This is a genomic window from Actinomadura sp. 6N118, assembly GCF_044326415.1.
Lineage (GTDB): Bacteria > Actinomycetota > Actinomycetes > Streptosporangiales > Streptosporangiaceae > Spirillospora.
This window is the reverse complement of record NZ_JBIRAZ010000007.1, coordinates 127,671-151,583: the sequence shown is the minus strand read 5'-3', so window position 1 is coordinate 151,583 and position 23,913 is coordinate 127,671. Positions and strand designations below refer to the sequence as shown.

At 70.1% G+C, this 23,913-nt stretch carries 28 protein-coding genes; 17 read left to right on the top strand and 11 right to left on the bottom strand.

From position 1 onward, the window contains the following. The first annotated feature begins 281 nt into the window (after positions 1-281). Positions 282-1,760, top strand: a complete 1,479-nt coding sequence (locus ACH34W_RS19750) for a hypothetical protein (protein WP_395962374.1) — start codon at positions 282-284, stop codon at positions 1,758-1,760. Positions 1,761-1,895: 135 nt separating this feature from the next. Continuing rightward, positions 1,896-2,246, top strand: coding sequence for a protealysin inhibitor emfourin (locus ACH34W_RS19745; protein WP_395962373.1), 351 nt, complete (start codon positions 1,896-1,898; stop codon positions 2,244-2,246). Positions 2,247-2,266: 20 nt separating this feature from the next. On the opposite strand, the gene ACH34W_RS19740 is transcribed toward ACH34W_RS19745, so the two are convergent. Genes ACH34W_RS19740 through dhaK form a run of 3 tightly spaced genes read right to left on the bottom strand, consistent with a single transcriptional unit; the run spans position 2,267 to position 4,283 of the window. Beyond that, on the bottom strand, positions 2,267-2,659 hold the full coding sequence (locus tag ACH34W_RS19740; protein ID WP_395962372.1) for a PTS-dependent dihydroxyacetone kinase phosphotransferase subunit DhaM: 393 nt from the start codon (positions 2,657-2,659) through the stop codon (positions 2,267-2,269). Between the two features lie 2 nt (positions 2,660-2,661). Further along, complete coding sequence (dhaL, locus tag ACH34W_RS19735) at positions 2,662-3,291, bottom strand: dihydroxyacetone kinase subunit DhaL (protein ID WP_395962371.1); 630 nt, start codon at positions 3,289-3,291, stop codon at positions 2,662-2,664. Next, entirely contained in the window at positions 3,288-4,283 is a 996-nt protein-coding gene (gene dhaK, locus ACH34W_RS19730; protein WP_395962370.1) for a dihydroxyacetone kinase subunit DhaK, read from the bottom strand. The genes dhaL and dhaK overlap by 4 nt, the downstream gene beginning before the upstream one ends. A gap of 131 nt (positions 4,284-4,414) precedes the next feature. Here dhaK and ACH34W_RS19725 point away from each other — a divergent pair, with 131 nt between their 5' ends. The 5 genes from ACH34W_RS19725 to ACH34W_RS19705 all read left to right on the top strand — a co-directional run bounded on the left by ACH34W_RS19725 (position 4,415) and on the right by ACH34W_RS19705 (position 8,043). Next, on the top strand, positions 4,415-5,134 hold the full coding sequence (locus ACH34W_RS19725; protein WP_395962369.1) for a PIG-L deacetylase family protein: 720 nt from the start codon (positions 4,415-4,417) through the stop codon (positions 5,132-5,134). A 100-nt stretch (positions 5,135-5,234) separates the two neighbouring features. Beyond that, positions 5,235-6,179: a nucleoside hydrolase gene (locus ACH34W_RS19720; protein WP_395962368.1), complete on the top strand. Its 945-nt coding sequence runs from the start codon at positions 5,235-5,237 to the stop codon at positions 6,177-6,179. Positions 6,180-6,206: 27 nt separating this feature from the next. Then, complete coding sequence (locus tag ACH34W_RS19715) at positions 6,207-6,659, top strand: SRPBCC family protein (protein ID WP_395962367.1); 453 nt, start codon at positions 6,207-6,209, stop codon at positions 6,657-6,659. Between the two features lie 153 nt (positions 6,660-6,812). Then, positions 6,813-7,538: a helix-turn-helix transcriptional regulator gene (locus ACH34W_RS19710; protein ID WP_395962366.1), complete on the top strand. Its 726-nt coding sequence runs from the start codon at positions 6,813-6,815 to the stop codon at positions 7,536-7,538. Between the two features lie 79 nt (positions 7,539-7,617). Beyond that, the gene (locus ACH34W_RS19705; RefSeq protein WP_395962365.1) at positions 7,618-8,043 is read left to right on the top strand and encodes a DUF3703 domain-containing protein; all 426 of its coding nucleotides are present in this window, start codon (positions 7,618-7,620) and stop codon (positions 8,041-8,043) included. On the opposite strand, the gene ACH34W_RS19700 is transcribed toward ACH34W_RS19705, so the two are convergent. After that, on the bottom strand, positions 8,033-8,662 hold the full coding sequence (locus ACH34W_RS19700; RefSeq protein WP_395962364.1) for an NAD(P)-dependent oxidoreductase: 630 nt from the start codon (positions 8,660-8,662) through the stop codon (positions 8,033-8,035). The two genes, ACH34W_RS19705 and ACH34W_RS19700, sit on opposite strands and share 11 nt — an antisense overlap. Before the next feature lie 114 nt (positions 8,663-8,776). Between ACH34W_RS19700 and ACH34W_RS19695 the strand changes: the two genes are divergently transcribed. Then, entirely contained in the window at positions 8,777-9,430 is a 654-nt protein-coding gene (locus tag ACH34W_RS19695) for a nitroreductase family protein (protein WP_395962363.1), read from the top strand. A gap of 20 nt (positions 9,431-9,450) precedes the next feature. On the opposite strand, the gene ACH34W_RS19690 is transcribed toward ACH34W_RS19695, so the two are convergent. Continuing rightward, positions 9,451-10,053 (bottom strand): short chain dehydrogenase, encoded by a 603-nt coding sequence (locus ACH34W_RS19690; RefSeq protein WP_395962362.1) that lies wholly within the window; start codon positions 10,051-10,053, stop codon positions 9,451-9,453. A gap of 147 nt (positions 10,054-10,200) precedes the next feature. On the opposite strand from ACH34W_RS19690, the gene ACH34W_RS19685 reads away from it, so the two are divergent. Next, positions 10,201-10,587: a winged helix-turn-helix transcriptional regulator gene (locus tag ACH34W_RS19685; RefSeq protein WP_395962361.1), complete on the top strand. Its 387-nt coding sequence runs from the start codon at positions 10,201-10,203 to the stop codon at positions 10,585-10,587. A gap of 59 nt (positions 10,588-10,646) precedes the next feature. After that, positions 10,647-11,768, top strand: coding sequence for a winged helix DNA-binding domain-containing protein (locus tag ACH34W_RS19680; RefSeq protein ID WP_395962360.1), 1,122 nt, complete (start codon positions 10,647-10,649; stop codon positions 11,766-11,768). A 100-nt stretch (positions 11,769-11,868) separates the two neighbouring features. On the opposite strand, the gene ACH34W_RS19675 is transcribed toward ACH34W_RS19680, so the two are convergent. The 3 genes from ACH34W_RS19675 to ACH34W_RS19665 form a co-directional block, all read right to left on the bottom strand. Continuing rightward, entirely contained in the window at positions 11,869-12,639 is a 771-nt protein-coding gene (locus ACH34W_RS19675) for a DUF4190 domain-containing protein (RefSeq protein ID WP_395962359.1), read from the bottom strand. 183 nt (positions 12,640-12,822) lie between these two features. Next, complete coding sequence (locus tag ACH34W_RS19670) at positions 12,823-13,458, bottom strand: LuxR C-terminal-related transcriptional regulator (protein ID WP_395962358.1); 636 nt, start codon at positions 13,456-13,458, stop codon at positions 12,823-12,825. Further along, a complete protein-coding gene (locus ACH34W_RS19665; protein WP_395962357.1) occupies positions 13,455-14,702 on the bottom strand; it encodes a PspC domain-containing protein in 1,248 nt (415 codons plus the stop codon). The genes ACH34W_RS19670 and ACH34W_RS19665 overlap by 4 nt, the downstream gene beginning before the upstream one ends. Before the next feature lie 166 nt (positions 14,703-14,868). Between ACH34W_RS19665 and ACH34W_RS19660 the strand changes: the two genes are divergently transcribed. The 4 genes from ACH34W_RS19660 (at position 14,869) to ACH34W_RS19645 (ending at position 18,073) form a co-directional block, all read left to right on the top strand. Next, complete coding sequence (locus ACH34W_RS19660; protein ID WP_395962356.1) at positions 14,869-16,236, top strand: PspC domain-containing protein; 1,368 nt, start codon at positions 14,869-14,871, stop codon at positions 16,234-16,236. Continuing rightward, entirely contained in the window at positions 16,229-16,453 is a 225-nt protein-coding gene (locus tag ACH34W_RS19655) for a hypothetical protein (RefSeq protein ID WP_395962355.1), read from the top strand. Before ACH34W_RS19660 ends, ACH34W_RS19655 begins: the two co-directional genes overlap by 8 nt. Positions 16,454-16,539: 86 nt before the next feature. Then, positions 16,540-16,626, top strand: a complete 87-nt coding sequence (locus ACH34W_RS19650) for a putative leader peptide (RefSeq protein WP_395962717.1) — start codon at positions 16,540-16,542, stop codon at positions 16,624-16,626. Between the two features lie 127 nt (positions 16,627-16,753). Beyond that, complete coding sequence (locus ACH34W_RS19645; protein ID WP_395962354.1) at positions 16,754-18,073, top strand: dicarboxylate/amino acid:cation symporter; 1,320 nt, start codon at positions 16,754-16,756, stop codon at positions 18,071-18,073. A 1-nt stretch (position 18,074) separates the two neighbouring features. Here the strand turns inward: ACH34W_RS19645 and ACH34W_RS19640 are convergent, their stop codons facing one another. Beyond that, positions 18,075-18,518 (bottom strand): cysteine dioxygenase, encoded by a 444-nt coding sequence (locus ACH34W_RS19640; protein ID WP_395962353.1) that lies wholly within the window; start codon positions 18,516-18,518, stop codon positions 18,075-18,077. Between the two features lie 346 nt (positions 18,519-18,864). Here ACH34W_RS19640 and ACH34W_RS19635 point away from each other — a divergent pair, with 346 nt between their 5' ends. Next, complete coding sequence (locus ACH34W_RS19635) at positions 18,865-20,394, top strand: alkaline phosphatase D family protein (RefSeq protein ID WP_395962352.1); 1,530 nt, start codon at positions 18,865-18,867, stop codon at positions 20,392-20,394. Between the two features lie 70 nt (positions 20,395-20,464). Here ACH34W_RS19635 and ACH34W_RS19630 read toward each other — a convergent pair whose 3' ends face one another. Both ACH34W_RS19630 and ACH34W_RS19625 read right to left on the bottom strand, forming a co-directional pair. Continuing rightward, positions 20,465-20,827: a DUF1801 domain-containing protein gene (locus ACH34W_RS19630; RefSeq protein ID WP_395962351.1), complete on the bottom strand. Its 363-nt coding sequence runs from the start codon at positions 20,825-20,827 to the stop codon at positions 20,465-20,467. A gap of 27 nt (positions 20,828-20,854) precedes the next feature. Further along, on the bottom strand, positions 20,855-21,493 hold the full coding sequence (locus ACH34W_RS19625; protein ID WP_395962350.1) for a DUF998 domain-containing protein: 639 nt from the start codon (positions 21,491-21,493) through the stop codon (positions 20,855-20,857). A 137-nt stretch (positions 21,494-21,630) separates the two neighbouring features. On the opposite strand from ACH34W_RS19625, the gene ACH34W_RS19620 reads away from it, so the two are divergent. Beyond that, positions 21,631-21,951, top strand: a complete 321-nt coding sequence (locus ACH34W_RS19620; RefSeq protein ID WP_395962349.1) for a YciI family protein — start codon at positions 21,631-21,633, stop codon at positions 21,949-21,951. After that, a complete protein-coding gene (locus ACH34W_RS19615) occupies positions 21,948-23,900 on the top strand; it encodes a sigma-70 family RNA polymerase sigma factor (protein ID WP_395962348.1) in 1,953 nt (650 codons plus the stop codon). Before ACH34W_RS19620 ends, ACH34W_RS19615 begins: the two co-directional genes overlap by 4 nt. Positions 23,901-23,913 lie beyond the last annotated feature (13 nt).

Genomic DNA, 23,913 nt, shown 5'->3' with positions numbered 1-23,913 from the left:
GGCACCACGGCGACGATGGATCGGTGCATACACACCGCAATGTCTGATCAACAGTCCGAAACTGGACAAAGGGCCTACGGGGATTTGCCAGGCCTTGACTGACCTACCTGACGGGCGGAGCGTAGTCCGCGCAGGGCGGCGAGCACTTGGCCCCGGACCTCACCCCACCCGTGGCGACGAATACGTCCGCCGGACACGTCCGGCCAGGCATTGCCATGCCCGCCCTCGACCGCGCTGGGCCAGCAGGGGCCCACGTCAAGTGACGGGAAGGTGGAACGACGATGATCCACCAGCAGGAACTCCAACGCCAGCAAGAACTCCAGAGGCGCGCCCAGGGACTGGAGGTCCCCGAGTCGCGGATCGAAATGATCCCGGCCCAGCTGCGCGTCGAAGGCGCGGCGGCCCCGCCGACGCCCCAGCCGGTTCCGCGTCCGGTACCGATTCCGGTGCCCGTCGTGGCCGGCCACCGCATCCTCGTTTACAAGCAGGACCCGACCGTCACGGCGCTCGGCATCCGCGCGGCGTTCATCCCCACGATCGTGCTGAACGGCCCGACCGACGCGCGCATCACGACCCTCCTCCAGGGGGTCACTCCGGTGGCGCGCAACATCAATGGCGACTTCGTCTTCCAGCCCAACACCCCCGAGTTCGACTGCGCGCACACCTTCGCGGTCGTACGGCAGACGCTCTCGATGTGGGAGCGGCACAACGGCGGCAACGCCATCCCGTTCGCGTGGAACGTCGGCGGCAACACCGACAAGATCACCGTCCACCCGCGGGCCGGGGTCGGCGCCAACGCGTTCTACAGCCGCACCGCCAAGGTCCTGAAGTTCCTGCACTTCGTGCCGCAGGGCCAGCCGCCGCAGGCCGAGGTCTTCACCTGCCGGTCGCTGGACATCACCGCGCACGAGTGCGGGCACGCCGTCCTCGACGGGCTCAAGCCCGGCTGGCTGGGGGCGGGCAACCCGCCACAGACCGGCGGCCTGCACGAGGCGTTCGGCGACCTCACTGCCATCTTCCTGGCGCTGGCGCAGCCGGACCAGGCCGAGGCGCTCGTGGCGCTCACCCGCGCCAACCTGCACGACAAGTCGTTCCTGCCCGCCGTGGCCGAGGAGTTCGGCAAGGCACTGGGCAAGGACTACGGTCTGCGCAACGCCGACAACGACTTCAAGCTGAGCGACGTCAGCAACGAGGTGCACGCGATCTCGCAGGTGTTCACCGGCGCGATCTACGACGTGCTGGCCGACATCTTCGTGTTCGAGCGCAACCGGCAGCGCCGGACCAAGGACCCGACACTGGTCCTCATCGAGGTCGCCGGCAAGCTCGCCAAGCTGCTGTTCGACGCGATCGTCGCCGCGCCCGCGGCCGGCGCCACGTACGTGGACGTCGCCAACAAGATGTTGCAGATCTCCAGCAGCCAGGGTGACCCGGCCAACTACCGCACGTTCATCCGCAACCGGTTCGCGGTCCGCGAGATCACGACCTCGCCGACGCCGCTGACCGACCTCATGAGCGGCCGGATCAACATGACCGACGCCGACTACACCGGCAACGGCCAGGACGTCACCGAGGTCGGGGCGGCCGACGAGCACTCGGCGAGCCTGCGCGCCGAGCAGGACCGTTCGCGCTGCTGCGGCACGATGCAGATGCCGGAGTACGCGGCGATCGACGCCGAGAAGCTGGGCCAGCGCGGATCGCTCGACAACGACGACATCCTCCGCGGCGAGCTGGAAGAACTCCGGAGGGCGTTCAACAAGTAGAAAAGGATCTCCCTGAAACCCGGTCGTCGTGTCCAATGGCGGGCACGACGACCCGGGGGGACGGCACCGGACGGCGCACCGGGCGGACGGCATCGGGCGGACGGCCCGGCGGGCGGTTCCCAGGGAGGCGAACTCATGCGCGTGAAGATCGAGAGCACCGGCGGCTTCGCGGGCGACCAGGTGATGGTCGCCCTGTACGACACCGACGAGCTGCCGAAGGACCAGGCCGACAAGGTCCGCGAGGCGGTGGACGCGCTCGCCGCCGCCGAGGAGAGCGGTGAGCCCGGCGAGATCGGCGCCGACCTGCCCGCGTACCGCGTGACCGTCGGCGACGTGGGCGGCGACCAGCGGGTCTTCGAGGTCGTGGGCACGCATCCCGACGCCGTCGACGGCCCGCTCACCGTGCTGCTCCGCGGCCCGGGCGAGCCCGGGGAGCCGCCCGAGGGCAAGCCTCACAACAAGCCCCCGAGCCCGTCCGGCCTCTAGCCCGTCCGGCCTCTAGCCTGTCAGGTCTTCCGGAGATCGCGGGCCGACTCGGCCGCCGCGACCACGGCGTCCAGCCCGGCGCCCGTGGCGGCCATGGACGCCGCCGCGACCGCCCCCTCGACCAGTGGCGCGTCGGCGAGCACGACCTCGCCGTCCGCGTCCTCGGCGTACATCTTGGCGGTCAGCACCGAGCTGCCCAGGTCCGCGAGCAGCACCACGCCATCGCCGCCGCCGTCCGCAGCCCGGACGGCCCGGACGGCCCGTTCGACGAGATCCATGCTCGTCCCGAGCCCGCCGCCGGTGTCGCCGCCCGCGCACTCGACCACCGCCTTGCCGACGCCCATGGCCCGCGCGACCTCGGCGACGCCCTCCGCCAGTACCCGGCTGTGCGAGATGATCACAAGCCCGACCAAGGTCAGCCCCCTTCCCCGGCGGCGACGTCGGCCAGCGCGTGCAGAACCAGCACGGTGGACGCGGCGCCCGGGTCGAGGTGACCGACGCTGCGTTCGCCGAGATAGCTGGCCCGGCCCTTCCGTGCCTTCATCGGAACGGTCGCCTCAGCGCCTTCCGTGGCGCCCTCGGCGGCGGCCCGCGCGCACTCCGCCAGGGACTCGCTCCGCCCCAGTGCCGCCTGGTAGGCCGCGACCGCCGGAATGAGCGCGTCCACCATCGTCTTGTCGCCCTCGGCGGCCTGGCCCAGCTCCTGCACAGCGTCCAGAGCCGAACGCAACGCCGCCCCAAGCAGCGCGGCGTCGACTTCCTCCGCGTCGCCCAGCGCCTTGCCCGCCTGACGAAGCGCCGTCCCGTACAAGGGGCCGGAGGCGCCGCCGGTCTTCGACACGATCGCCCGGCCGGCCGCGATGAGGACCTTGCCCGGCGGCGCCCCCACCGGCAGGGCCTCGACGGCGGCGGCGAAACCCCGGCTCAGGTTGAGGCCGTGGTCGCCGTCGCCGATCGCGGCGTCCAGCCGGGTCAGCCGGTCGGCATCGGCCGTGACCACCTCGGCCGCCCGGCGGACGAAGTCCGCCAGCGCCGCCCCGTTCACCGGCCCCACCGCAGCCCCGGGGTCTCGACCGGGGCGTCCCAGAGCCTGGTCAGCTCGGGCGTGAGCCGGCACACCGACACCATGCAGCCGGCCATCTCCAGGCTCGTGACGTACGGGCCGACGAGCGTGCGGGCGACGATCGCGCCGTGGTCGGCCAGCCAGTCGGCGGCCGCCGCGTACGCCACGTACTGCTCGATCAGCGGGGTCCCGCCCATCCCGTTCACCAGCACGAGGACCTCGGCGCCCGACAGCGGCATGTCCGCGTCGATCGCCGACAACGCCGCGTCCACGATCTCGACCGCGGTGGCGGCTTTGGCCCGTTCCCGCCCTGGTTCGCCGTGGATGCCGATGCCCAGCTCGATCTCGTCCTCGCCCAGTTCGAACGTCGGCTCCCCCGCGGCCGGCACCGTGCAGGGCGACAGTGCCACCCCGAACGACCGGCTGCGCTCGTTGACCTCCCGCGCCACGTCCGCGACCGCGTCGAGCGCGCCACCCTCCTCCGCCAGCGCTCCGGCGATCTTCTCGACGAACAGCGTGGCGCCGGTGCCGCGCCGGCCCGCGGTGAACGTGCTGTCCTCCACGGCGACGTCGTCGTTCACCAGAACCGACGCCACGCCGATGTCCTCGTCCTCGGCGAGTTCAGCGGCCATCCTGAAGTTGAGGACGTCACCTGTGTAGTTCTTGACGATGTGCAGGACGCCTGCGCCGCTGCTCACCGCCGTTGTCGCGGCGAGGATCTGGTCGGGCACCGGGCTTGTGAAGACCTCTCCCGGCGCCGCGGCGTCGAGCATCCCGTACCCGACGAAGCCGCCGTGCAGGGGTTCGTGGCCGGAGCCGCCGCCCGACACCAGGCCCACCTTCCCGGCGCGCGGCGCGTCACCCCGGACGACGATCCGGTTCTCGAGATCGACTCGCAGGGACGGATGGGCCGCGGCCAGACCGCGCAGCGCGTCGACGACGACGTCCGCCGGGGCGTTGATGAGTTTCCGCATGTCTCAGCTCTACCCTGCTCGTGACGCGTGTCCCAGGCCCAATCCGTCACAGGAACAGTGACAGCGGCACAGAGGTCACCCGGGGCACCCTCCGATTCGAAAACCGGTAGGGAGGCCATACAGTTGAAATCGTGACTAACGACGTGCGGCGGATCCTCGTGGTGATGGCCCATCCCGACGATGTCGACTTCGGCGCCGCCGGGACGGTGGCGGGCTGGACAGATCAGGGCATCGAGGTCGTCTACCTCATGGTCACCGATGGCGACGCGGGCGGCTTCGACGACGCCGTCACGCGGACGGAGATGGCCACGCTGCGCCGCGACGAGCAGCGCGCCGCCGCCAAGTGCGTGGGCGTGGAGGACGTGCGGTTCCTCGGCTATCCCGACGGCCGGGTGGAGGCGACGCTGGCGCTGCGCCGCGACATCGCGCGGGTGATCCGCCAGGTCCGGCCGGACCGGGTGGTCATGCCGAGCCCCGAGCGCAACTACGAGCGCATCTATCCGAGCCACCCCGATCACCGGGCGGTCGGCTCGGCCGCGCTCGACGCGGTCTACCCCGACGCGCGCAACCCCTACGCCTTCCCGGAGCTGCTGGCCGACGAGGGCCTGGCGGCGTGGACGGCGCCCGAGGTCTGGCTCGTCGGCGGGCCCATGCCCAACCATCACGTGGACGTCACCGACGTGTTCGACCGCAAGCTCGCCGCGCTCAAGGCCCACGCCAGCCAGACCGCGCACATGGGCGAGGACGGCCTGGAGCAGATGCTGCGCGGCTGGATGTCGGCGAACGCGCAGGCCGCAGGGTTCCCCGAAGGGCGGCTGGCCGAGGTCTTCCAGGTCATCGACACCGCCTGACCAGTACCGCCTGACCAGTACCGCCTGACCAGTGCGCGGGTCGTCATGGGGAGCGGATAACCTCCACGGCGACGATCACCACTGCCCGGAGGGTCCCCGCATGCCCAAGATCCTTTTTGACTGCGACACCGGCATCGACGACGCCATGACGCTGCTCTATCTGGCCTCGCTGGTGAGGGCGGGCGAGGCGGAGCTGGTCGCGGTGGGCACCGTGCACGGCAACATCGACCCCCGGTCCGGCGCGCTCAACACCCTGCGGGTGCTGGAGCTGGCGGGGGTGGACGGGGTCCCGGTGGCGATCGGCGCCCCGCGCCCGATGGCCCAGGACGTGCACTACGCGCTGGACTTCCACGGCTCCGACGGCCTGGGCGACACCGGCCAGCCCGCACCCCGCGGCGAGCCGACCGCCGAGGCCGCCCCCGCGCAGATCGTCCGGCTGGCCCGGGAGCAGCCCGGCGAGCTGACCCTGCTGGCGACGGGCCCGCTGACCAATCTGGGCGCCGCACTGCTGCTCGACCCCGAGTTGCCGTCGCTGCTTCGCGAGGTCGTCATCATGGGGGGCGCGTTCGACCACCCGGGCAACATCACCACGCACGCCGAGGCGAACATCTGGCACGACCCGGAGGCGGCCGAGCTCGTCTTCGCGGCCGACTGGCCGGTGGTGCTCGTGCCGCTGGACGCGACGCACCCGACCGCGGTGGAGGCACCCTGGCTGGACCGGCTCGCCGCGCACGACTCCGCGCCCGCCCGGTTCGCCAGCCAGATCCTCGAGTTCTACATCGACTCGTACGCCCCGATCCTGAAGCGCCGCGGCTGCGTCATCCACGACGCGCTCGCCGCCATGCTCATCGCCGAGCCAGATCTCGGGACGTACGTGGAGCGCCCGGTCCGGGTGGAGCTGCGCGGCGAACTCACCCGCGGCGCGACGATCTGGGACGCCCGCACCGCCCCCGCCCGGGACGAGCGCCGCCCGGTCAAGGTCATGGTCGGCAGCGACGTGGAGCGGTTCCAGGAGCGCCTGCTCACTTCGGTGTTCGCGCTGTGAGACGCTGATCCAGAACCGGGAGCCGGCATGCCGTACGAGATCGAGACCACCGCCACCTCCAGCGCCTCCGCCGAGGTGATCTTCAAGCATCTCGCCGTCGCCGAGGCGTGGGGCGAGTGGGGCAACTTCCCGACCAGGGCCCGGCGGGAGCGCGCGGGCGACGAGACGCCCAACGGGGTCGGCGCCATCCGCAAGATTCCGCCGGCGCGCGAGGAGGTCGTGGCGTACGACCCGCCCCGGCACTACGCCTACGTCATCCTGACGGGGATGCCCGTCCGCGAGTACCGCTCCGACGTCACGCTGGAGCCGCAGGGCCTCAACACCGTCATCCGATGGAAGGCCAGGTTCGAGCCGGTGATCCCCGGCAGCGGCCCGGTGATCCGCCTCTTCCTCAGCCGCATGCTGGCCTCGTTCGCCCGCCGTGTCGCCCGGCACTCCGAACGCTGCGAGCCCGGCTGCCCCACCCGCCTCCCCGACTGACCCGGCCGCTGCGGCTGCTGCGGCTGCTGCGGCTGCGGCTGCTGCGCCCGGCCTGCGCCACCGTGGACTTCCCGGCCGCCTGGATACCGGTGATGAGATAGACCGTCCCCGCCATACGTTCATAACCGCACTCAGGGCGGCTAGCCTGGCCGGATGAGCGGCGGCGGCCGGGGTCCTGCGAACGTCTGGAACGGCGTCGCCACCGTGCGCCCGGGACTGCTCGTCTACACGGGGACGGTCGGCACCGCCACGCTGCACGCTCATCACTCGGTGCAGGTGTTCATCGCGCGGCGGGACGAGATCGTCCTGGGCGACGCGGCCGGTGAACGTCTCGGGTGCCAGGCCGCCGTCATCCCGCCGGGCGTTCCGCACGAGGTCGTCGGCGGCGTGGCCGAGGCCTTGATGGTGCATCTGGATCCGGAGTCGGCGCAGGGACGCGAGCTCGGCCAGTTGCCCGATCCCGACGACGCGGTGGCGGGCTGGGGGCAGGCGGGCGAGATTCTCGGCTCGGCCGAGGAACTCATCGACGCGCTCCCCACCGCACGGCAGATCGAGGTTCACCATCCGGCCGTGCGGCAGACGTTGCGGACACTGCCCGGACGGCTCGACGGTCCCCCGATCCGGCTGGGCGAGCTGGCGCGGGCGGTCAACCTCTCGGAGAGCCGGCTGGCACATCTGTTCCGTGAAGAGGTCGGGTTGCCGATCCGGCCGTACGTTCAGTGGCTTCGCCTGCAACGGGCGGCGGAGTTGGTGGCCGCGGGTGCGTCGGTCACCGAGGCCGCACACGGTGCGGGCTTCGCCGACGGTGCTCACCTCAGCAGGATCTGCCGCCGGATGTTCGGCATCGCCCCATCCGAGTTCGTCCGCGCCACCGGGTAGCAGGTTCGTTCAAGCGTCGCCGGCAAGGGGAGAGCGAGGCTGGTGGTGACCCATCCGGCGTCGATCCCGAGGAGTCGTCATGCCCTCCCCCATGCCGCCTGCCGTCCGCGCCGCCTTCGAGGCCGAGCTGCGCCAGGCCCGTACGGCCACCGACCTGGACACGATGTGGACGGCGCTCGAACGCGCGCACATCCTGTCCCAGTCGTGGGCGTGGCCGCACACGCGCGCCCACTGGCACATGTTCGTACTGGCGCTGAAATGCCGTGACCGGAGGGAGGCCTGGGGCCAGGTCATCAGGCTTCTTGTCGGCGGCCCCGGCTCCCTGATGGGCCGTGCCCCCGAAGGCAACACCGGCCGCACACGCGTCGGCCTGATGACGGTGATGCCCGTTCCCGACGACCTCGCGGCGATCCTTGCCGCAGGCAGCCCGCGAAGCGCCGGAACTGCAGGTGAACGAGGTGTTCGCACACCATCAACAGGGGCTGTGGAGCGGCTTACGCCGTGATGCCGAGATGTACACGGCTGTGCGCGGGGCTGTCGATCTCGTCCAGCAGGGCGATGGCGAAGTCGGGGTAGGTCAGCCGGCTCTCGGCGTCACCGTGTTCGGCGATCCGGTAGGACCCGGTGCGCCCGCCGCCGTGGTCGAAATCTCCGGCCGGGCTGATGTAGAGCCAGTCGAGCCCCGTGTCCGCCAGTGCCGCGAGACCGGCCGCATGCCCGAGGAGGAACTCCCGGTACTCCTGCGGGTAGCCGGGCTCGTCCATGAGCGGGACGCCGGACTGGCCCACCAACAACGAGGCCAGCCCCACGAACACCAGCCGGCTCACCCCGGCGTCGGCCAGTCCGGCACCGAGGGCCCGGACGGCACCGGTGTAGAACTCACTCGGCGAGGCACTCAAGTCGGCGACGCTCGCGATCACGGCGTCGTGGCCGACCGACGCCTTCGCGACGTCCGCCGTATCGGTGACGTCACCCGCGACGACCATGACACCGTCCGCGGCTAGTTCCCCGTGCGCGGCGGGATCCCGCACGACCGCGGTGACCTGGTGATCACGCCGCCGAGCCTCCGCCACGGCCGCCTTCCCGGCCCGGCCACCCGCGCCGAAAATCACTACCTTGCTCATGCCGATACACCCCACTTCGTCCCGGCCGATCCGGACGCCGGCCGTTGCCCGGACGCTATGAGGAGGCCCGGTTTCCGATCGGAAACCGGACTGCGGGGTGCAACGATAAGGATCATGACGACGACGCGACCACTCAGTACGGACGAACTCCTGACCACGACGCGCACGGTGCGCAAACGCCTCGACCTCACCCGGCCCGTCCCGCTGGAGCTCGTCCGGGAATGCCTGGAGATCGCGCTGCAGGCCCCGAGCGGCAGCAACCGGCAGGGCTGGCACTGGATCGTCATCACCGAGCCCGAGATCCGCGAGCAGATCGCCGCGTACTACCGGCGCTCGCTGGAGTCGTACTACAACTCGGGTTCGTCGGCCGCCTCGCTCTACGCGGACGACCCGGAGCGCGCCGAGGTGCAGCGGCGGGTCAGCGACAGCTCACGCCACCTGGCCGAGCACATGGGCGAGGTCCCGGTGCTGGTGCTCGGATGCATCAAGCTGCCCACGGGAAAGCTGCCTGAGGGCTCGCAGGCAAGCTTGTGGGGATCGCTGCTGCCCGCCGCGTGGAGCTACATGCTCGCCGCGCGCGCCCGCGGGCTCGGCACGGCCTGGACGACACTGCACCTCGGCTACGAACGCGAAGTGTCCGATCTGCTCGGACTCCCGGAGGACGTACGCCAGGGCGTCCTGTTGCCGACCGCCTACTACACGGGCGACACGTTCCAGCCCGCCCCGCGCGCACCACTCGACGAGGTGCTGCATATCAACCACTGGTAACCGCCGAGCCCGTCCGAGCGTCACTGGACCACGTACACCTGGCCCGTCTGGTGACCCTCGATCGAGCGCACGTACGCCCGCGCCGCCGCGGCCACCGGAACGGGTTCGAAACCGGCGAAGATCTCCCCGTAGACGGGCATCGACTCGGTGAAGACGGTCGGGCTGACCACGTTGATCCGCTGCCGGTGCGGCAGCTCGATGGCGGCGGCGCGCACGAACGACTCGATCGCGCCGTTGGCCAGCGAGGCCATCGAGCCCGTGCGCACCGGGTCGCGCGTGAGCACTCCTGTGATCAGCGTGAACGAGGCGTCCTCCGCGGCGGACGCGGTGCCCTGCCGGACCAGCTCGACCTGGCTGAACGCCTTCCCGCGCAGACCGGCCATCACGTCCTCGGAGCCCAGCTCGGTGAGCGGCTTCCAGGGCACCCATCCCGCGGTGTTGGCCACGGCGTCGACCCTGCCCGCCTTCTCGTACATCGTGCGGACCGACTCGGGGTCGGTGATGTCGACCGAGACCTCCGAGCCCTTCCGGGACGCCGTGACGATCTCGTGGCCGCGCGCCCGCAGCGCCTCGTGCACCGCGCTGCCGAGTGTGCCGTTAGCTCCGATCAGCAGGACCTTCATCGTGCGCTCCTCTCGTTGCAACAACGAAAAGAGCTTCACCCGAACAGTACTATTCAGTCCAGCTACTTATACTTCAGATTCTGTGTAGCAATTCTAATGATCACGAATCGGGGGCTCACCGATGGACTACCGGCTAGGGTGACGCGCATGAGAGAGCCGCTGCGTCCGGACATGTTCGACGAGGTCTGTCCCACGTCGTTGTCACCGATCCGCTTCGGCGACAAGTGGGCGGGGATGGTCATCCGGGTGCTCGAACACGGACCGCGGCGGTTCTCCGAGTTGCGCGTCCCGCTGCGCGGCGTCACCGCGAAGGTGCTCACCCAGTCACTGCGCGGCCTCGAACGGGACGGGCTGATCAGCCGCACCGTCTACGCGGAGGCCACCCCGCACGTCGAATACCAGCTGACGCCGCTTGGCCGCAGCATGCTGGTACCGATGGCCGCGGCGTGCGCCTGGATCGAGGAGCACTGGGAGGAACTCCTCGACGCCCGTGAGTCGTACGAGAACGTCGAACGGCTGGATCGGGCCGGATGATCGGGGTTGGATGATCGGGTTGGATAGGCATCGGGTCGGATAGGTATCGGGTCTGAAGCATGATCTCGCTGCGCGGCCTCAACCGCACCCTGCTCACCCGCCAGTTTCTGGTGGACCGAGTCCCGATGGCGCCCTTCGAGACGATCCGGCATTTGGTCGCCGTGCAGGGACAGGAGCCCAACTGGCCTTACCTCGGGCTATGGACGCGGCTGACGGACTTCCAGCACGACGACCTGGCCACGCTGCTTCACGAACGCAAGGTCGTCCGATCCACTATGTTGCGCCGGACCGTGCACATCGCCGACGCCGACGACTTCAGCTGGATCAGGCCGACCGTGGCGCCCATTGTGCGCGCCGCGTTCAGCTCGCCCTTCTATGCCGACGAGACCAAGGGACTGGACCTGGACGAGGTGCACCAGGTTGGCCGTGAGCTCCTGGCCGGGCGGACACTGACGCGGCGCGAGTACGGACGGCTGATGGCCGAGCGGTACCCCGGACGTAACGGCGGCCGGCTCGCCTCGGTGGTAGAGCTCATGTCGGCGATGGTGCACGGTCCCGAGGCCGGGGCGTGGGGACGGTGGGGTAGCCCGCCCAGCGTCTCGGTCACTTTTGCGGAGGAGTGGTCGGGACTGCCGATGGCGACCGCGCCCGCGCCGGAACGGCTCGTGCTGCGTTACCTGGCGGCGTTCGGGCCGGCCAGCGTCATGGACGTGCAGACGTGGGCGGGGATCACCCGGCTCCGCGCGGTGATGGAGGGGATGCGCGACGAACTGCGCGTTGTCCGGGACGAGGAGGGGCGAGAACTGTACGACCTGCCCGATGCGCCGATCGCCGATCCCGACCAGCCTGTGCCTGTCCGCTTCCTGCCCGCGTTCGACAACGCGTTGCTCGGCCACAAGGACCGGCGGCGCGTGATCGACGAAGAGGACCGCAGGCGCTACGCGAAGGTGGCGTCGGGCGGGGTGCCGATGTTCCTCGTGGACGGCTTCGTCCAGGGCGTGTGGACCGTACGGAACTCGACATTGAAGGTCGCGCCCTTCCGCCCGCTGCCGGACGGGGACGCCGAGGCGGTGCTGGCTGAGGCCGAACGGCTGCGCGCCTTCATCGGCGGCGAGCTGACCATCGACTTCATCGAGGACGGATCCGCTCCGATCAACAACCTGCAGGCGGGGTCACGGTGACGGCCGGGCCCGGCGCGCGCGGCGCCGGGCCTGCGACGGCCTGCTGTGGACGAAGCGTCCACTGGCGCTCGTGCCCCTGTGACGTGCGCCGTGGACGGACTCAGGTCCGCAGCTTGCGGGTGAGCTTTGTGCCCTCCTTGGCGTGCACGGCGACGCAGGTGATCGCGCGGTCGCCGGACGCCCACGACTGGACGCTCGGGAAGTAGTAGGACGTCGCGAGGCTGCGGCGGGCCGGCTCGCGGCTGAGCCTGGTGCCGATGCGCTGCTGGCAGCCCTTCCCGGCCACGTTGCTCATCTGGCTCTCGCTGGGCAGGGTCGCGGTGGACAGCCGGAATGTGGCCAGCACCTCGCCGTCATGGGGTGTCGTGCACGGCACGACCTTGACGCTCTCCACCTCGACGGGGCCTTCGGTGGAGGTGGTCGCGCCGGAGTTGTCGTTGATGCAGTCGCCGACGCGCATCCTGTTGGCGCGCACGTCCTTCGGCTTGGTCGTGGTCACCTTGGGCGTCGCGAGCTTGTCCAGGTCGTCCTTGTCGAGCGAGCTGATGAAGAGGTAGCTGGCGGTGCCGCCCACGACCCAGAGCAGGGACAGGACGATGCCGCCGATGGCCAGGCCACGGCCCTTCTGACCGCGCTCCTTGATCTGCTTCATCGCGATCGCGCCGAGGATCAGCCCGAGGATCCCGAAACAGCCGAGGAGGCCTGTGACCAGGCTGGCGATGGCGAGGCCGTTGGTGCTGTTGCTGGACGGCCGGTGGGAGGCCGGTCCAGGCAGCGGACCCGGAGCGCCGGGCGCGGGATATGGGGGTTGGGGTGCGGCACCCGGGGCGGGGTCATTGCCCGGAAAGCCGGAACCAGGTGGGTATGTCATGACGAGCGACCATCCCATGCCTGTGATCACCATGTCGGATTTAGCGATCACGATTCGATCACGAGGTGGGTGTAACTCTTGCGGATCACCCGGAGATGAAACTAGGGACACTTCAACTGATCGTCAGAACATCAGGGCTCAGGGCTCAGGGCTCAGGGCTCAGGGCTCCGGAGCTTCTGGACGTCAGACCAGGCGCCGGGCGGCGGCCCAGCGCGACAGCTCGTGGCGGTTGGAGAGCTGCAGCTTGCGGAGCACGGAGCTCACGTGCGTCTCGACCGTCTTCACCGAGATGAAGAGCTCCTTGGCGATCTCCTTGTAGGCATAGCCGCGCGCGATCAGGCGCAGGACCTCGCGTTCACGCTGGGTGATCTGGTCGAGCTCGGGATCCACGGCGGGCGCGTCGGTGGCGGCGAAGGCGTCCAGCACGAAGCCCGCAAGGCGCGGTGAGAAGACCGCGTCGCCCTCGGCCACCCGGCCGATCGCGTCGGTCAGCTCCGGCCCGGAGATGGTCTTGGTGACGTAGCCCCGCGCCCCGCCCCGCACGACACCGATCACGTCCTCGGCCGCGTCGGACACCGACAGCGCCAGGAAGCGCGACTGCACGGAGCCGTGGAGCCGGCGCAGCACCTCGATGCCGCCGCCACCGGGCAGATGGACGTCGAGCAGCACGACGTCGGGCTCGGCGGCCTTGATGACCGTGACCGCCTCGTCGACGTCCCCGGCCTCGCCGACGATCTCGATGCTGGCACCGAGCTCGGCCTTGACCCCGGTGCGGAACATCTGGTGGTCGTCGACGAGGACGACCCTGGTGTCACTCATGACTTCTTGATCTCCAAACGCACTTCGGTGCCCTCGCCGGGGGCGGTACGGACGGTGGCCTTGCCTCCGTTGCGTTCCATACGTCCGATGATGGAGCCTCGCACACCCATCCGGTCCGCGGGAATGGCGTTCGTGTCGAATCCTTTGCCGCGGTCCCGGACGAAGATCGCCACCTCATCCCCCTCCACCTCGGCATAGACAGACACAGACGGCGCCTCGGCGTACTTCGCCGCGTTCACCATCGCCTCCCGGGCCGCCTGCAACGCGGCGCCGAGCCGCTCATCGAGCGTGGTGTCGCCGACACAGACGACCTCGATCGGCACGCCGTGGTCGTCCTCCACCTCGCCCGCGATCTCGCGCACCGCCGCCGCGAACGTCTGGTCGGGATCGGCCTTCGGCTGGTAGAGCCAGCTGCGCAGCGTGCGTTCCTGGGACCGTGCGAGCCGCTGCACCTCGCGCGGGTCGGCGGCGTTGCGCTGGATCAGGGTCAGCGTGTGCAGTACGGAGTCGTGCACGTGCGCCGCGAGCTCGGCCCGTTCCTGGGAGCGGATGCGCTCGTGCCGCTCGGCGTCCAGGTCCTGCCAGAGCCGGACCACCCACGGGGTCACGATCACGGCCACGCCGGTGAGGATCACCAGCGTGGCGATCAGCACGGAGCTCGCCTGGGCCGGCTCCACCTGCTGGGCGACGAATCCCGCGATGCCGCCGACGACCAGGATCAGGCCCAGCACACTGCGCAGCCACATCTGGCGGAGCGGGATCCGCGTCAGACCGACCCAGCGCTGCCGCTGGTCGCGGTCTGCCTGCTGCCACAGGATCGCGGCGCCGATGCCACCCGCGATGAACGGCCACAGCGCGCCCTGAATGAGCCCGCTGCTCGCGCTCAGCGTGGCGAGACCGCCCGCGACCGCCGTGTACGCCAGCAGTTGGCCCCAGTCACGGCGGCGGCGACGGGGCTTGACGGCGGGGGCATCGTCCGCGGTTCCGGCGACACCGCCGACGGCGTCGGCGTGGGCGGCGTCGGGATCGTGGTCCTCGCTCGGCACCAGGACCCAGAACGCGGCGTATGCCGCCACGCCGAGGCCGCTCGCCATGCTCAGCAGGACGAACGCGGCCCTGATGATCAGCGTGTCGACGCCGAGATGGGCGGACAGGCCACGGCACACACCGGCCACCAGCCGCCCGTCGGCGCGCCGTACCAGCCGGCCGGCCACCGGCGCGTCAGGCACGGCCTGTCCGGTCATCGTCGTCGTCCCCAAGCTGTGTAAGAGATCTCCACTGCACCGATCGTCACATGGGCGGGGGCGGATCGCATCAGGGCAGGCCCCCGATTACCTGCGGAACGCCTCAGGGTCGAGTCAGGGGTGTCCCGGATTCCGCGCGGGAGCGGGGTCCGCAACGATGGGGACCATGGTCGAGGACCACAGCGCAGCCAGCCCACCGCCGCCGCCCCAGTCGTCTCGGGCCCAGCCGACGCCGGGGGCCTACGAGCGGATGCCCCGCGTCACCGAGGGCCGCATCCTGGCCGGGGTGTGCACCGGCATCGGACGTGCCACCGGGGTCGACCCGGTGGTGATGAGGGTCGCCTTCGGCATCCTGATGCTCGCGCACGGCCAGGGCATCCTGCTCTACATCGCCGCCGCGCTCTTCATGCCCGGACGCCCGCAGAACCTGGCGCCGGCGGAGCAGCTGTTCAGGCGCCGGTTCGACAAGGCCGCGGTGTTGTCGGTCCTGGGCGGACTGATGTGCCTGGGCTTCACGCTGAGCATGGCCGGCGGTGCGGTCTTCGGCGACGCGCTGGCGATCTTCACGGTGTTCGGCCTCGTACTGCTGGTCTCCCACGCGCGGGGGGTGGACCTCGTCGCAGCCGCCCGTACGTTCCCCGAACGGCTCCAGGGCCACCCGCTCAACCAGCCGTATCAGGGTGCGGCTGCCCCGAGTACGGCGGGCGCGGAGAGCACCCGGATCTCGCTGGACAAGCTCGACCGGACGCCGGGCGGGCTGCCCGAGGGCATGATCGACCTAGCCACCCTCGGCGGCACTCCGCCCGCGGACAGCCAGCCGACGGACACCCTTCCGGCAGACACCCGGCCAGCGGCAGAACGTTCCGTACCTCCGATGAAGGCATGGCCAGCCGGAGCCGCCGCGGCGATCCGCAAGCAGCACGGGCCGCCGCCCCTGACGCAGATCACCCTGCTGGCGGCCATGGCCGCCGGGGCCGCGATGATCCCGGTCGCGAGCGGCCACCCCGCACCGCAGAACGCCGTCATCGTCGCGTCGGCCGCGCTGGCCGTCATCGGCGGCGGGCTCCTGCTGGGCGGATGGTTCCGGGCGCGCGGGCTGGCCACGGCCGGCACCCTGCTCACGCTGAGCCTGCTCGCCGGGTCGGCGGCCACCGAGGTGCCGCGGGACGCGCGCTACGGCGAGATCAAATGGCGGCCCACCGATGGCACCCGTACCGAACAGGACTACAAGGTCGCGGTCGGCTCTGCCGTCCTGGACCTCACCGCGCTGCCGATGAAGGCGGGCGAACGCATCACGATCAACGTCGAGGTGCTGCTCGGCGGACTCAAGGTCAAGCTCCCCCCCACGGTCCGGGTCGAGCTGGACGCGCAGATCGGGCTGGGTGACATGTCCGTGGACCTGCGCACGATCAGCGGCCCGCGCGCCAAGGTCAACGAGGTGCTGCCGCCCAAGGACGGCACGACCGTGAACCCGCCGGTGATCACGCTGCGGATCCGCGGCAAGGTCGGCGAGATACAGGTGGATCATGTCTGAGCACGGGACGCGGGACGGACGGCGGCACCGGTTCGACCCCGGAGGTGTGATCACCGGGCTGTTCTTCCTGGCCGTCGCCGGTGTGTCGCTGGCGACCGGGTTCTCCGGCGAGCCCGTCGTGAGCCTGCGGTTCCTCGTCCCCGCGGTGCTGATCGGGCTCGGTGTGGTGGGCATCATCCGGGTCCTCACCCGCTCCCGGCGCCGCACCCTGCGCTGACCTCGATCCCGGCCGGTGATCAGGTGTGAGGGGGATCACCGCCCGGCCGGGAACGAACAAACGGGACATCGGGGTTATTCAACCCCGTGAGGACCACCAAGAAGAGCATCCTGCTCGTGGCCCGGCTGCACGTCGACCTGTGCCGCCTCGCCAGCGTGCTGTGTCGCGGCTGACCCGCCACCACGCCCTCTTCTGACTCCCGCTCCCCTTCACCTTTTTTCACCCCCGCGCACCGCCGTGCCCTGATGTGGCCGGCCGGACGGCGCCGTACGGGGTGACTCGACTCCTGGAGACCCCTCCGTGTATTTGCGTGTCTGGAAATGGCAGTTCTGGCAGCAGATCGTCCTCGCGCTCGTCCTGGGCGTGGCGGTCGGTGCCCTGCTCAACAACCTCGGTGACGGCGCCAAGCTCGCCGAGGACTGGCTCGACCCGTTCGGCTCGGTCTACACCAGCCTGCTGAAGGTCGTCGTCGTCCCGCTCGTCTTCACCGCGATCGTGGTGAGCATCGGCCGGCTCCGCAATGTCGGGAACGTGGCGCGGCTGACCGGCAAGACGCTGGGCTGGTTCGTGATCACCTCGGCCATCGCCACCGCGATCGGCCTGATCGTCGCGCTGGTCGTCGACCCGGGCGAGGGGCTGGGCAAGCTCGCCAGCGAGGCGGCCGAGACCGAGCCGGTCACCTGGACGCAGATTCTGCAGAACCTCTTCCCGTCCAACATCGTGAACGCGATGTCCGAGGGCAACGTCCTCGGCGTGGTCACGTTCGCCGCGCTGTTCGGCGCCGCCCTCGTGGCGATCGGTGAGCGCGGGCAGCGGCTGACCGACCTGATCGACGACATCTACCAGGTCATGCAGAAGGTCGTCTGGTGGGTCGTGCGGCTCACCCCGATCGGCTCGTTCTTCCTGATCGGCTCCGTCGTCGCCACGTACGGGCCGAGCTCGCTGCAGCCGCTCGCCAAGTTCACCGGCGCGATCTACCTGGCCGTCGCGGTGATGCTGATCGTCGGCTACCCGGTCCTGCTGCGCGTCTTCGGCCGCGTCTCGCCGCTGAGGTTCTACCGCAACTCCTGGCCTGCGCTGCAGTTCGCGTTCGTCTCCTCGTCCTCCCTCGCCACCCTGCCGATCGCGCAGAAGGTGCAGATCGAGCGGAACGGCGTGCAGCGCGAGTACGCGAACTTCGCCCAGCCGCTGGGCGCCACGATCAAGTTCGACGGCTGCGGCGCGATCTACCCGGCGGTGGCCGCGGTCTTCGTGGCCCAGTACACCGGCGCCCACCTGGGCTTCGCCGAGTACGCCCTGATCGCCCTGGCCGCCGTCATCGGCCAGCTCGGCACCGGCGGCACCCCCGGCCCGGCCCTGGTCGCGCTGACCCTGACCCTCACCACCGTCGGCCTGCCGCTGCAGGCGATCGGCTACCTGATCGCCATCGACAAGGTCATCGACATGGCCCGGACGACCCTCAACGTCGCCGGCCAGCTCACGGTCCCGGTGCTCGTCGCCCGCTCCGAGGGTCTGCTCGACGAGAAGGTCTTCAACCGCACCCCGCCCGAGATCACCGACGAGCCGACCGCCGTTGAAGAGCCCGGCACGACCAAGACACGGGAGCCCGTTCCCGCCTGACTCAGGAGGCCAGGTTGGCGTGGAGGGTGATCGCGTAGGCCGGGCCGGGATTGGTGAGCTCGTGGGTGCGGCCACCGCCGTGGACGCGTACCCGGTTGGCCCGGAGGGGCCGCTCGGTCACGCCCTCGGCGGTGATCCGCACCTCGGCGAGCTCCCCGGCGATGACCGTGCTGACCTCCGTGCCCGCGTGGTCGTGCACGTCGGTCCGGTGGCCGGGCGGCCAGGTGGTCAGCCACAGCTTGATGCCGTCCACCTCGTCCAGCCGTACCCGCACCGGGCCGTCGGCGGCGAACCGCACCAGGGCCCACCAGTCGCCGGGACGGGCCGCGAGGTCATGGATGCGCGCGGCGAGCTGCCCGACGGTCGGGGGCCGCACGACGGACGACCGCCCGTGGGGGTCGTCCTGGCCACGCATCGTGATGTCGGGAACCATGTTGAGGTTCACAGAAAGTCCTTCGTGTGCGGCCGCTGATGGCCGATGAGCCAAGGGAAAGGTCAAACGGGAGAGCAGGCCGGGGAAGGCGTCACCCGGCGGGAAGATCGCTGATCAGCGACAACAGGAAGGACACAGCGCGCTGGCCACGCGGCGGAGGGCCACGGGGCTGCAGAGTGAGAGGCGCGCTGGCATGAGGTATAGGAGACACTCCACTACGGAACGCTGTCAAGTCGATGCCCAAATGATCACGAGATGTCCCGCGTTCACGGAAAAGCCACATTCGGGCCTGGTCGTGTACGCCGCGACACGAGAGCATGCGCACGTCCTGATCTCACTCGTGTGAACGGAGTCGTCGATGGCGCTGGACCGGCGGAGTCTCTTGCGTGGTGGCCTGGTGGCGGGCAGCGGGGCTGCCCTTGGCCTGTTCTCTCCCGCGGCCCATGCGGCACCCGCCCTCATCCGCAGCCGACCCCGTCTCACCAACGGCGTCCAGAGCGGTGACGTCACGGCGCACGAGGCGCTCGTCTGGGCACGCTCCGACCGCCCCGCGCGCATGCTGGTCGAGGTCAGCCGGCGCCCGGACTTCAGGCAGTCCCACCACGTCCGCGGCCCGGTCCTCACGCCGTCCTCCGACCTGACCGGCAAGACGTTCCTCCGCGGCCTCCCCGCCGGCGAGGAGCTCCACTACCGCGTCCGTCTGGCGGATCTCGACAGCCATGCCACGTCCGCCCCCACCACCGGTCGCCTGCGCACCGCGCCCCGCCACCGCCGGGACGTCTCGTTCGTCTGGTCGGGCGACCTCGCGGGCCAGGGCTGGGGCATCAACCCCGACCTCGGCGGCTACCGCATCTTCAAGGCCATGGGCGCGGTCGACCCCGACTTCTTCCTGTGCAGCGGCGACCTGGTCTACGCCGACAACCCCCTCGCGGAGACCGTCCAACTGCCCGACGGCCGTACGTGGCGCAACCTGGTCATCCCCGAGAAGACCAAGGTCGCCGAGACGCTCGCCGAATACCGCGGCCAGTTCCGCTACAACCTCCTGGACGCCAATTACCAGGCGTTCAACGCGCGGACCCCGATCATCAACCAGTGGGACGACCACGAGGTCGTCAACAACTGGTATCCGGGCGAGATCCTCGACCTGCCGCAGTACACCGAGAAGCGCGTCGACGTCCTGGCTGCCCGCGCCCGCCAGGCCATGTTCGAGTACACGCCGATCTCGACCGCCAAGAAGGGCCGCGTCTACCGCCGCATCTCCTACGGCCCGCACCTGGACGTCTTCGTCCTCGACATGCGCACCTACAAGGACGCGAACAACGCCAACAACTCCCCCAGGGGCCAGATCCTCGGCGCGGAACAGCTCGCCTGGCTCAAGCGCGAGCTCCGCCGTTCCAAGGCCACCTGGAAGGTGATCGCCGCCGACCTCCCGCTGGGCCTGATCGTCCCCGACGGCACCGCGTTCGAAGGCATCGCCCAAGGCGACAACGGGGCTCCCCTTGGCCGCGAACGCGAGATCGCCGACCTGCTCTCGTACGCCAAAAAGAACCGCGTCCGCAACATGGTCTGGCTGACCGCCGACGTGCACTACACAGCCGCCCACTTCTACGACCCCGCCAAGGCCGCGTTCCAGGACTTCGACCCCTTCTGGGAGTTCGTCACCGGACCCCTCAACGCCGGCGCCTTCGGCCCCAACAATCTCGAATCCACGTTCGGTCCCCAGCTGAAGTTCCGCCAGACACCCCCGCGCGCCAACACGTCCCCCGCCGAGGGCTACCAGTTCTTCGGCGAGGTGGACATCAACGGCAGGAGCGGCCACCTGACCGCCCGCCTCCGAGACATCGACGGCAAGGTCCTCTACGCACAAGAACTCACCCCGGCCCGCTGAGTGATCCATTCGGCGGGCTCTAGAACGCCGAAGCGCCGGGCGAAGGGGCACCCGGCGCTCTGTGGCGTTCTCAAGAGGTCGACTCTTCCAGAGCTCGAGCCTGGGTGAGCCAGGTGGTGATGAGTTCCGGGTCGATGTCGGCGAGAGTGCGGAGCTTGATGGAGGCCATCTGGCGGGCGCCTGCTTCGAGGCCGGGTGTGGAGAGTTCCTGGCCCCGCCAGAAGCCGAAGGTGACGTATGTGGAGTAGGCCTTGATATGGCAGACCGGGGACTTGCCCGGGGCTGGGCCGAGGCTCCAGACCGGGTGGCCGTGCCAGACTGCGCTTGCGCCGGGAAGCACCTTCTCGATGAGGGGGAGGAGTTTTTCGGCGATCTCGCGCTGGGGCTCGGGGAGGGCGGTTACGTAGTCCTGGACAGTGGTGTGCTTGGGCATGGCTGGCTCCTTGTGCGTCAGTGAGTGTCAGTGGTTGCGGTGGGCGGCGGCTACGAAAGAGACCCAGAGCATCGCGGTGATGGCTCCGACGGCGAGGGTGAGCGAGCCGGCCTTGCCGCCGGTCATGGCCCACGCGTTGCCCAGGAGAAGGGCCGTCCCGGCGATGCGGGAGGCGATGGCGTACGAGTGGTTGCCGGCGCGGGAAAAGTGGCGGCCTAGCACGTAGTTGGCGGCGATCAGGGCGATGAACGCGATCGAGCCGGCGGCCATGTGGCCGTAGCTGTGCCAGGTCATCGTCTCGGGCATGCCATAGGGCGTGCCGAGCGGGAATCCGTCGGCGGGGTCCATGACGAGAATGCCTGCGGCGATCATGCCGAGGCCGTTGATCCGGACCAGGCGGGGCGCCCATGTGGTGGTCAGGACGCGACTCAAGCCTGTGGCGCCGATGACGGTGAGGGTGCCGGCGACCAGGAAATTGGTGATCTGCAGCCAGCCGAGGTCTCCGTTGCTGAGGGCGCTCAGCGGGTGCCGGGCCAGGTCGAAGCCCTCCCGGGTGCCTGCTTGGGCGAGGGAGACCACGGCCCAGAGGGGCGCGGCCACGGCGGCGGACGTGAGCAGGGCGCGGGTCTTGGAGGTGGCGGTGCGGGTGGCGGTGATGGTGGTCATGTCTGCCTCTCTCGGTTCGGTTCTCGCTGACACGTCGACTGGGATCTGTGACAGGGAATGGGAGTGTTCCCTGTCACATAAGCTCGTTCGACGTGGGGGCAGAACTCCGAGATGCGGGGTTCGAGAAGGGAAGACCGATGCGCTACCTGATGATGTCCAAGGGCGGAGACGCTCCTGACGAGAAGCTGTTCACCGAGATGGCCGCGTTCATCCAGGAGATGACCGCCGCGGGCGTGCTGCTGGCGACCGGCGGGCTCGGGCCGGAGGGGATCGTCCTGACCTCCAAGGGCGACGAGATCACCGTGACGGACGGGCCGTTCACCGAGGCCAAGGAGGCGGTGGCCGGGTTCGCGCTGGTCGAGGTGCGGTCCAAGGAGGAGGCGATCGAGCTGGGCCGGCGGTTCCGCAAGATCGTCGGTGACGGCGAGAGCGTCATCCAGGAGGTCTTCGGTCCGTGACCGAGATCCTCGAGGGGATCTGGAAGTTCGAGTCGGCGAAGATCATCGCCGCGGTGACCCGGATCGTGCGCGATGTGGGGCTGGCGGAGGAGCTGGCTCAGGACGCGTTCGTCGCCGCGCTCGAACAGTGGCCCCGGGAGGGTGTGCCGGACAATCCCGGCGCTTGGCTGATGACGATCGCCAAGCGCCGGGCGGTCGACCTCGTCCGGCGGTCGCGGAACCTCGAACGCAAGCAGGTCGCGCCTGAGCCGGAGGAACAGCAGGACGACCTGCTGCGGCTGATGTTCATGTCGTGCCACCCGGTGCTGCCGACCGAGGCCCGGGTGGCCCTCACGTTGCGGCTGCTCGGCGGTCTGACGACGGCGGAGATCGCACGGGCGTTCCTGGTGAGCGAGCCGGTGATCACGCGGCGGGTGAGCGAGGCGAAGCGAACGCTCGCCGAGAAGGAGGTGGCGTTTGAGCTGCCCGAGGGGAGGGAGCTGGCCGAACGGCTCTCTTCGGTGCTGGGCGTGATCTATCTGGTTTTCAACGAGGGGTATTCGGCGACGTCAGGTGATGGCCTGATGCGGCCGGGGCTCACCTTGGAGGCGTTGCGGTTGGGGCGGCTGCTGGCGGCGCTGGCGCCGGACGAGGCCGAGGTGCACGGGCTCGTGGCCTTGATGGAGATCCAGGAGTCGCGTTCGGCGGCGCGTACGGGGCCGGAGGGTGAGCCCGTTCAGCTGCACGAGCAGGACCGCGGCCGCTGGGACCGGTTGCTGATCCGGCGAGGTTTCCAGGCGATGCTGCGAGCCAGGGCGGCGGGCGGCGCACCTGGGCCCTATGTGCTCCAGGCAGCGATCGCGGTGTCGCACGCGCAGGCTGAGACGGCCGAGGCGACCGACTGGGCGCAGATCGCGGCGCTGTACGAGGCGTTGGTCCGGTTGATGCCGACCCCGGTCGTGCGCCTCAACCGTGCGGTCGCGGTGGGGTTCGCGCGCGGGCCGGAGGCCGGGCTTGAGCTCGTCGAGGAGTTGGTGGCCGATCCCTCCTTGCGCGATTACCACTTGCTTCCAGGTGTACGTGGAGATCTCCTGCTGCGGCTGGGCCGGCAGGCGGAGGCACGTCGGGAGTTCGAGCGTGCCGCCGTGCTGACCAAGAACGAGGCGGAGCGGGCCTTTCTGCTGCGGCGCGCGCAGGAGATCGAGGTCCCGGAGGTGGCCGGGCCGACGCTGGGCTCGGCCGCGGACGGCTTCCTGAGCCAGGACGGCCTGGGCGCGGCTACGGTCCGCTCGTACCGGCAGACGCTCGACCGGTTGCGCCGGGCTCTTGGCGACCAGGCCCCGCTGGACGCGCTGACCGCAGAGGAAGTGGCGCGGGTGTTCGCCACGGCGTGGGGTGGTGCCGCCCCCAAGACCTGGAACCGCCACCGCTCGACCGTACGGTCGTTCTCTGATTGGGCCTCGGCGGATGACCTGGCGGCACGCGTTGAGAGGCGGGAGGCGGCGCCTTCGACGACGGCGGCGGCGCCTCGGCTCGACGAGCTGTGGAGTAAGGATCTGCCGCTACGCGAACGCACCCTTTGGCGGCTCCTGTACGAGTCGGCGGCCCCGATCACGACGGTGCTGGCGTTGAACGTCGAGGCCCTCGACCTCGATGACCGCCGGGCCCGCGTACGAGGCGCCTGGGTGAGCTGGCGAGCCGAGACCGCCCGGCTGCTCCCCCAGCTGATCGGCGACCGGACCCGGGGGCCGCTCTTCCTCGCCGACCGGCGTCCCGCGCCCGCCCGTATGCCCGCCGCGGCCGATCTGTGCCCGGAGACCGGCCGCCGCCGTCTTTCCTATGAACGGGCCGAATACCTCTTCAAACAGGCCACGAAGTCGCTCGACCCCACAGGCGACGGCTATACGCTCCATCGGCTCAAAATCGGAGTAAAAGGCGCACGTCAGGGTCTAGTACGCGATTCCGAGTAGGCATACGTTCAAA

Bases quoted from the DNA above. Each gene is read 5' to 3' on its own strand.
- ACH34W_RS19680 (WP_395962360.1), top strand. From the start codon at position 10,647: ATGATCTCGCTGCGCGGCCTCAACCGCACCCTGCTCACCCGCCAGTTT.
- ACH34W_RS19655 (WP_395962355.1), top strand. From the start codon at position 16,229: ATGTCTGAGCACGGGACGCGGGACGGACGGCGGCACCGGTTCGACCCC.
- ACH34W_RS19670 (WP_395962358.1), bottom strand. From the start codon at position 13,458: ATGAGTGACACCAGGGTCGTCCTCGTCGACGACCACCAGATGTTCCGC.
- ACH34W_RS19665 (WP_395962357.1), bottom strand. From the start codon at position 14,702: ATGACCGGACAGGCCGTGCCTGACGCGCCGGTGGCCGGCCGGCTGGTA.
- ACH34W_RS19635 (WP_395962352.1), top strand. From the start codon at position 18,865: ATGGCGCTGGACCGGCGGAGTCTCTTGCGTGGTGGCCTGGTGGCGGGC.
- ACH34W_RS19695 (WP_395962363.1), top strand. From the start codon at position 8,777: ATGACGACGACGCGACCACTCAGTACGGACGAACTCCTGACCACGACG.
- ACH34W_RS19750 (WP_395962374.1), top strand. From the start codon at position 282: ATGATCCACCAGCAGGAACTCCAACGCCAGCAAGAACTCCAGAGGCGC.
- ACH34W_RS19745 (WP_395962373.1), top strand. From the start codon at position 1,896: ATGCGCGTGAAGATCGAGAGCACCGGCGGCTTCGCGGGCGACCAGGTG.
- ACH34W_RS19630 (WP_395962351.1), bottom strand. From the start codon at position 20,827: ATGCCCAAGCACACCACTGTCCAGGACTACGTAACCGCCCTCCCCGAG.
- ACH34W_RS19685 (WP_395962361.1), top strand. From the start codon at position 10,201: ATGAGAGAGCCGCTGCGTCCGGACATGTTCGACGAGGTCTGTCCCACG.
- ACH34W_RS19720 (WP_395962368.1), top strand. From the start codon at position 5,235: ATGCCCAAGATCCTTTTTGACTGCGACACCGGCATCGACGACGCCATG.
- ACH34W_RS19700 (WP_395962364.1), bottom strand. From the start codon at position 8,662: ATGAGCAAGGTAGTGATTTTCGGCGCGGGTGGCCGGGCCGGGAAGGCG.
- ACH34W_RS19690 (WP_395962362.1), bottom strand. From the start codon at position 10,053: ATGAAGGTCCTGCTGATCGGAGCTAACGGCACACTCGGCAGCGCGGTG.
- ACH34W_RS19625 (WP_395962350.1), bottom strand. From the start codon at position 21,493: ATGACCACCATCACCGCCACCCGCACCGCCACCTCCAAGACCCGCGCC.
- ACH34W_RS19710 (WP_395962366.1), top strand. From the start codon at position 6,813: ATGAGCGGCGGCGGCCGGGGTCCTGCGAACGTCTGGAACGGCGTCGCC.
- dhaK (WP_395962370.1), bottom strand. From the start codon at position 4,283: ATGCGGAAACTCATCAACGCCCCGGCGGACGTCGTCGTCGACGCGCTG.
- ACH34W_RS19675 (WP_395962359.1), bottom strand. From the start codon at position 12,639: ATGACATACCCACCTGGTTCCGGCTTTCCGGGCAATGACCCCGCCCCG.
- ACH34W_RS19715 (WP_395962367.1), top strand. From the start codon at position 6,207: ATGCCGTACGAGATCGAGACCACCGCCACCTCCAGCGCCTCCGCCGAG.
- ACH34W_RS19705 (WP_395962365.1), top strand. From the start codon at position 7,618: ATGCCCTCCCCCATGCCGCCTGCCGTCCGCGCCGCCTTCGAGGCCGAG.
- ACH34W_RS19620 (WP_395962349.1), top strand. From the start codon at position 21,631: ATGCGCTACCTGATGATGTCCAAGGGCGGAGACGCTCCTGACGAGAAG.
- ACH34W_RS19660 (WP_395962356.1), top strand. From the start codon at position 14,869: ATGGTCGAGGACCACAGCGCAGCCAGCCCACCGCCGCCGCCCCAGTCG.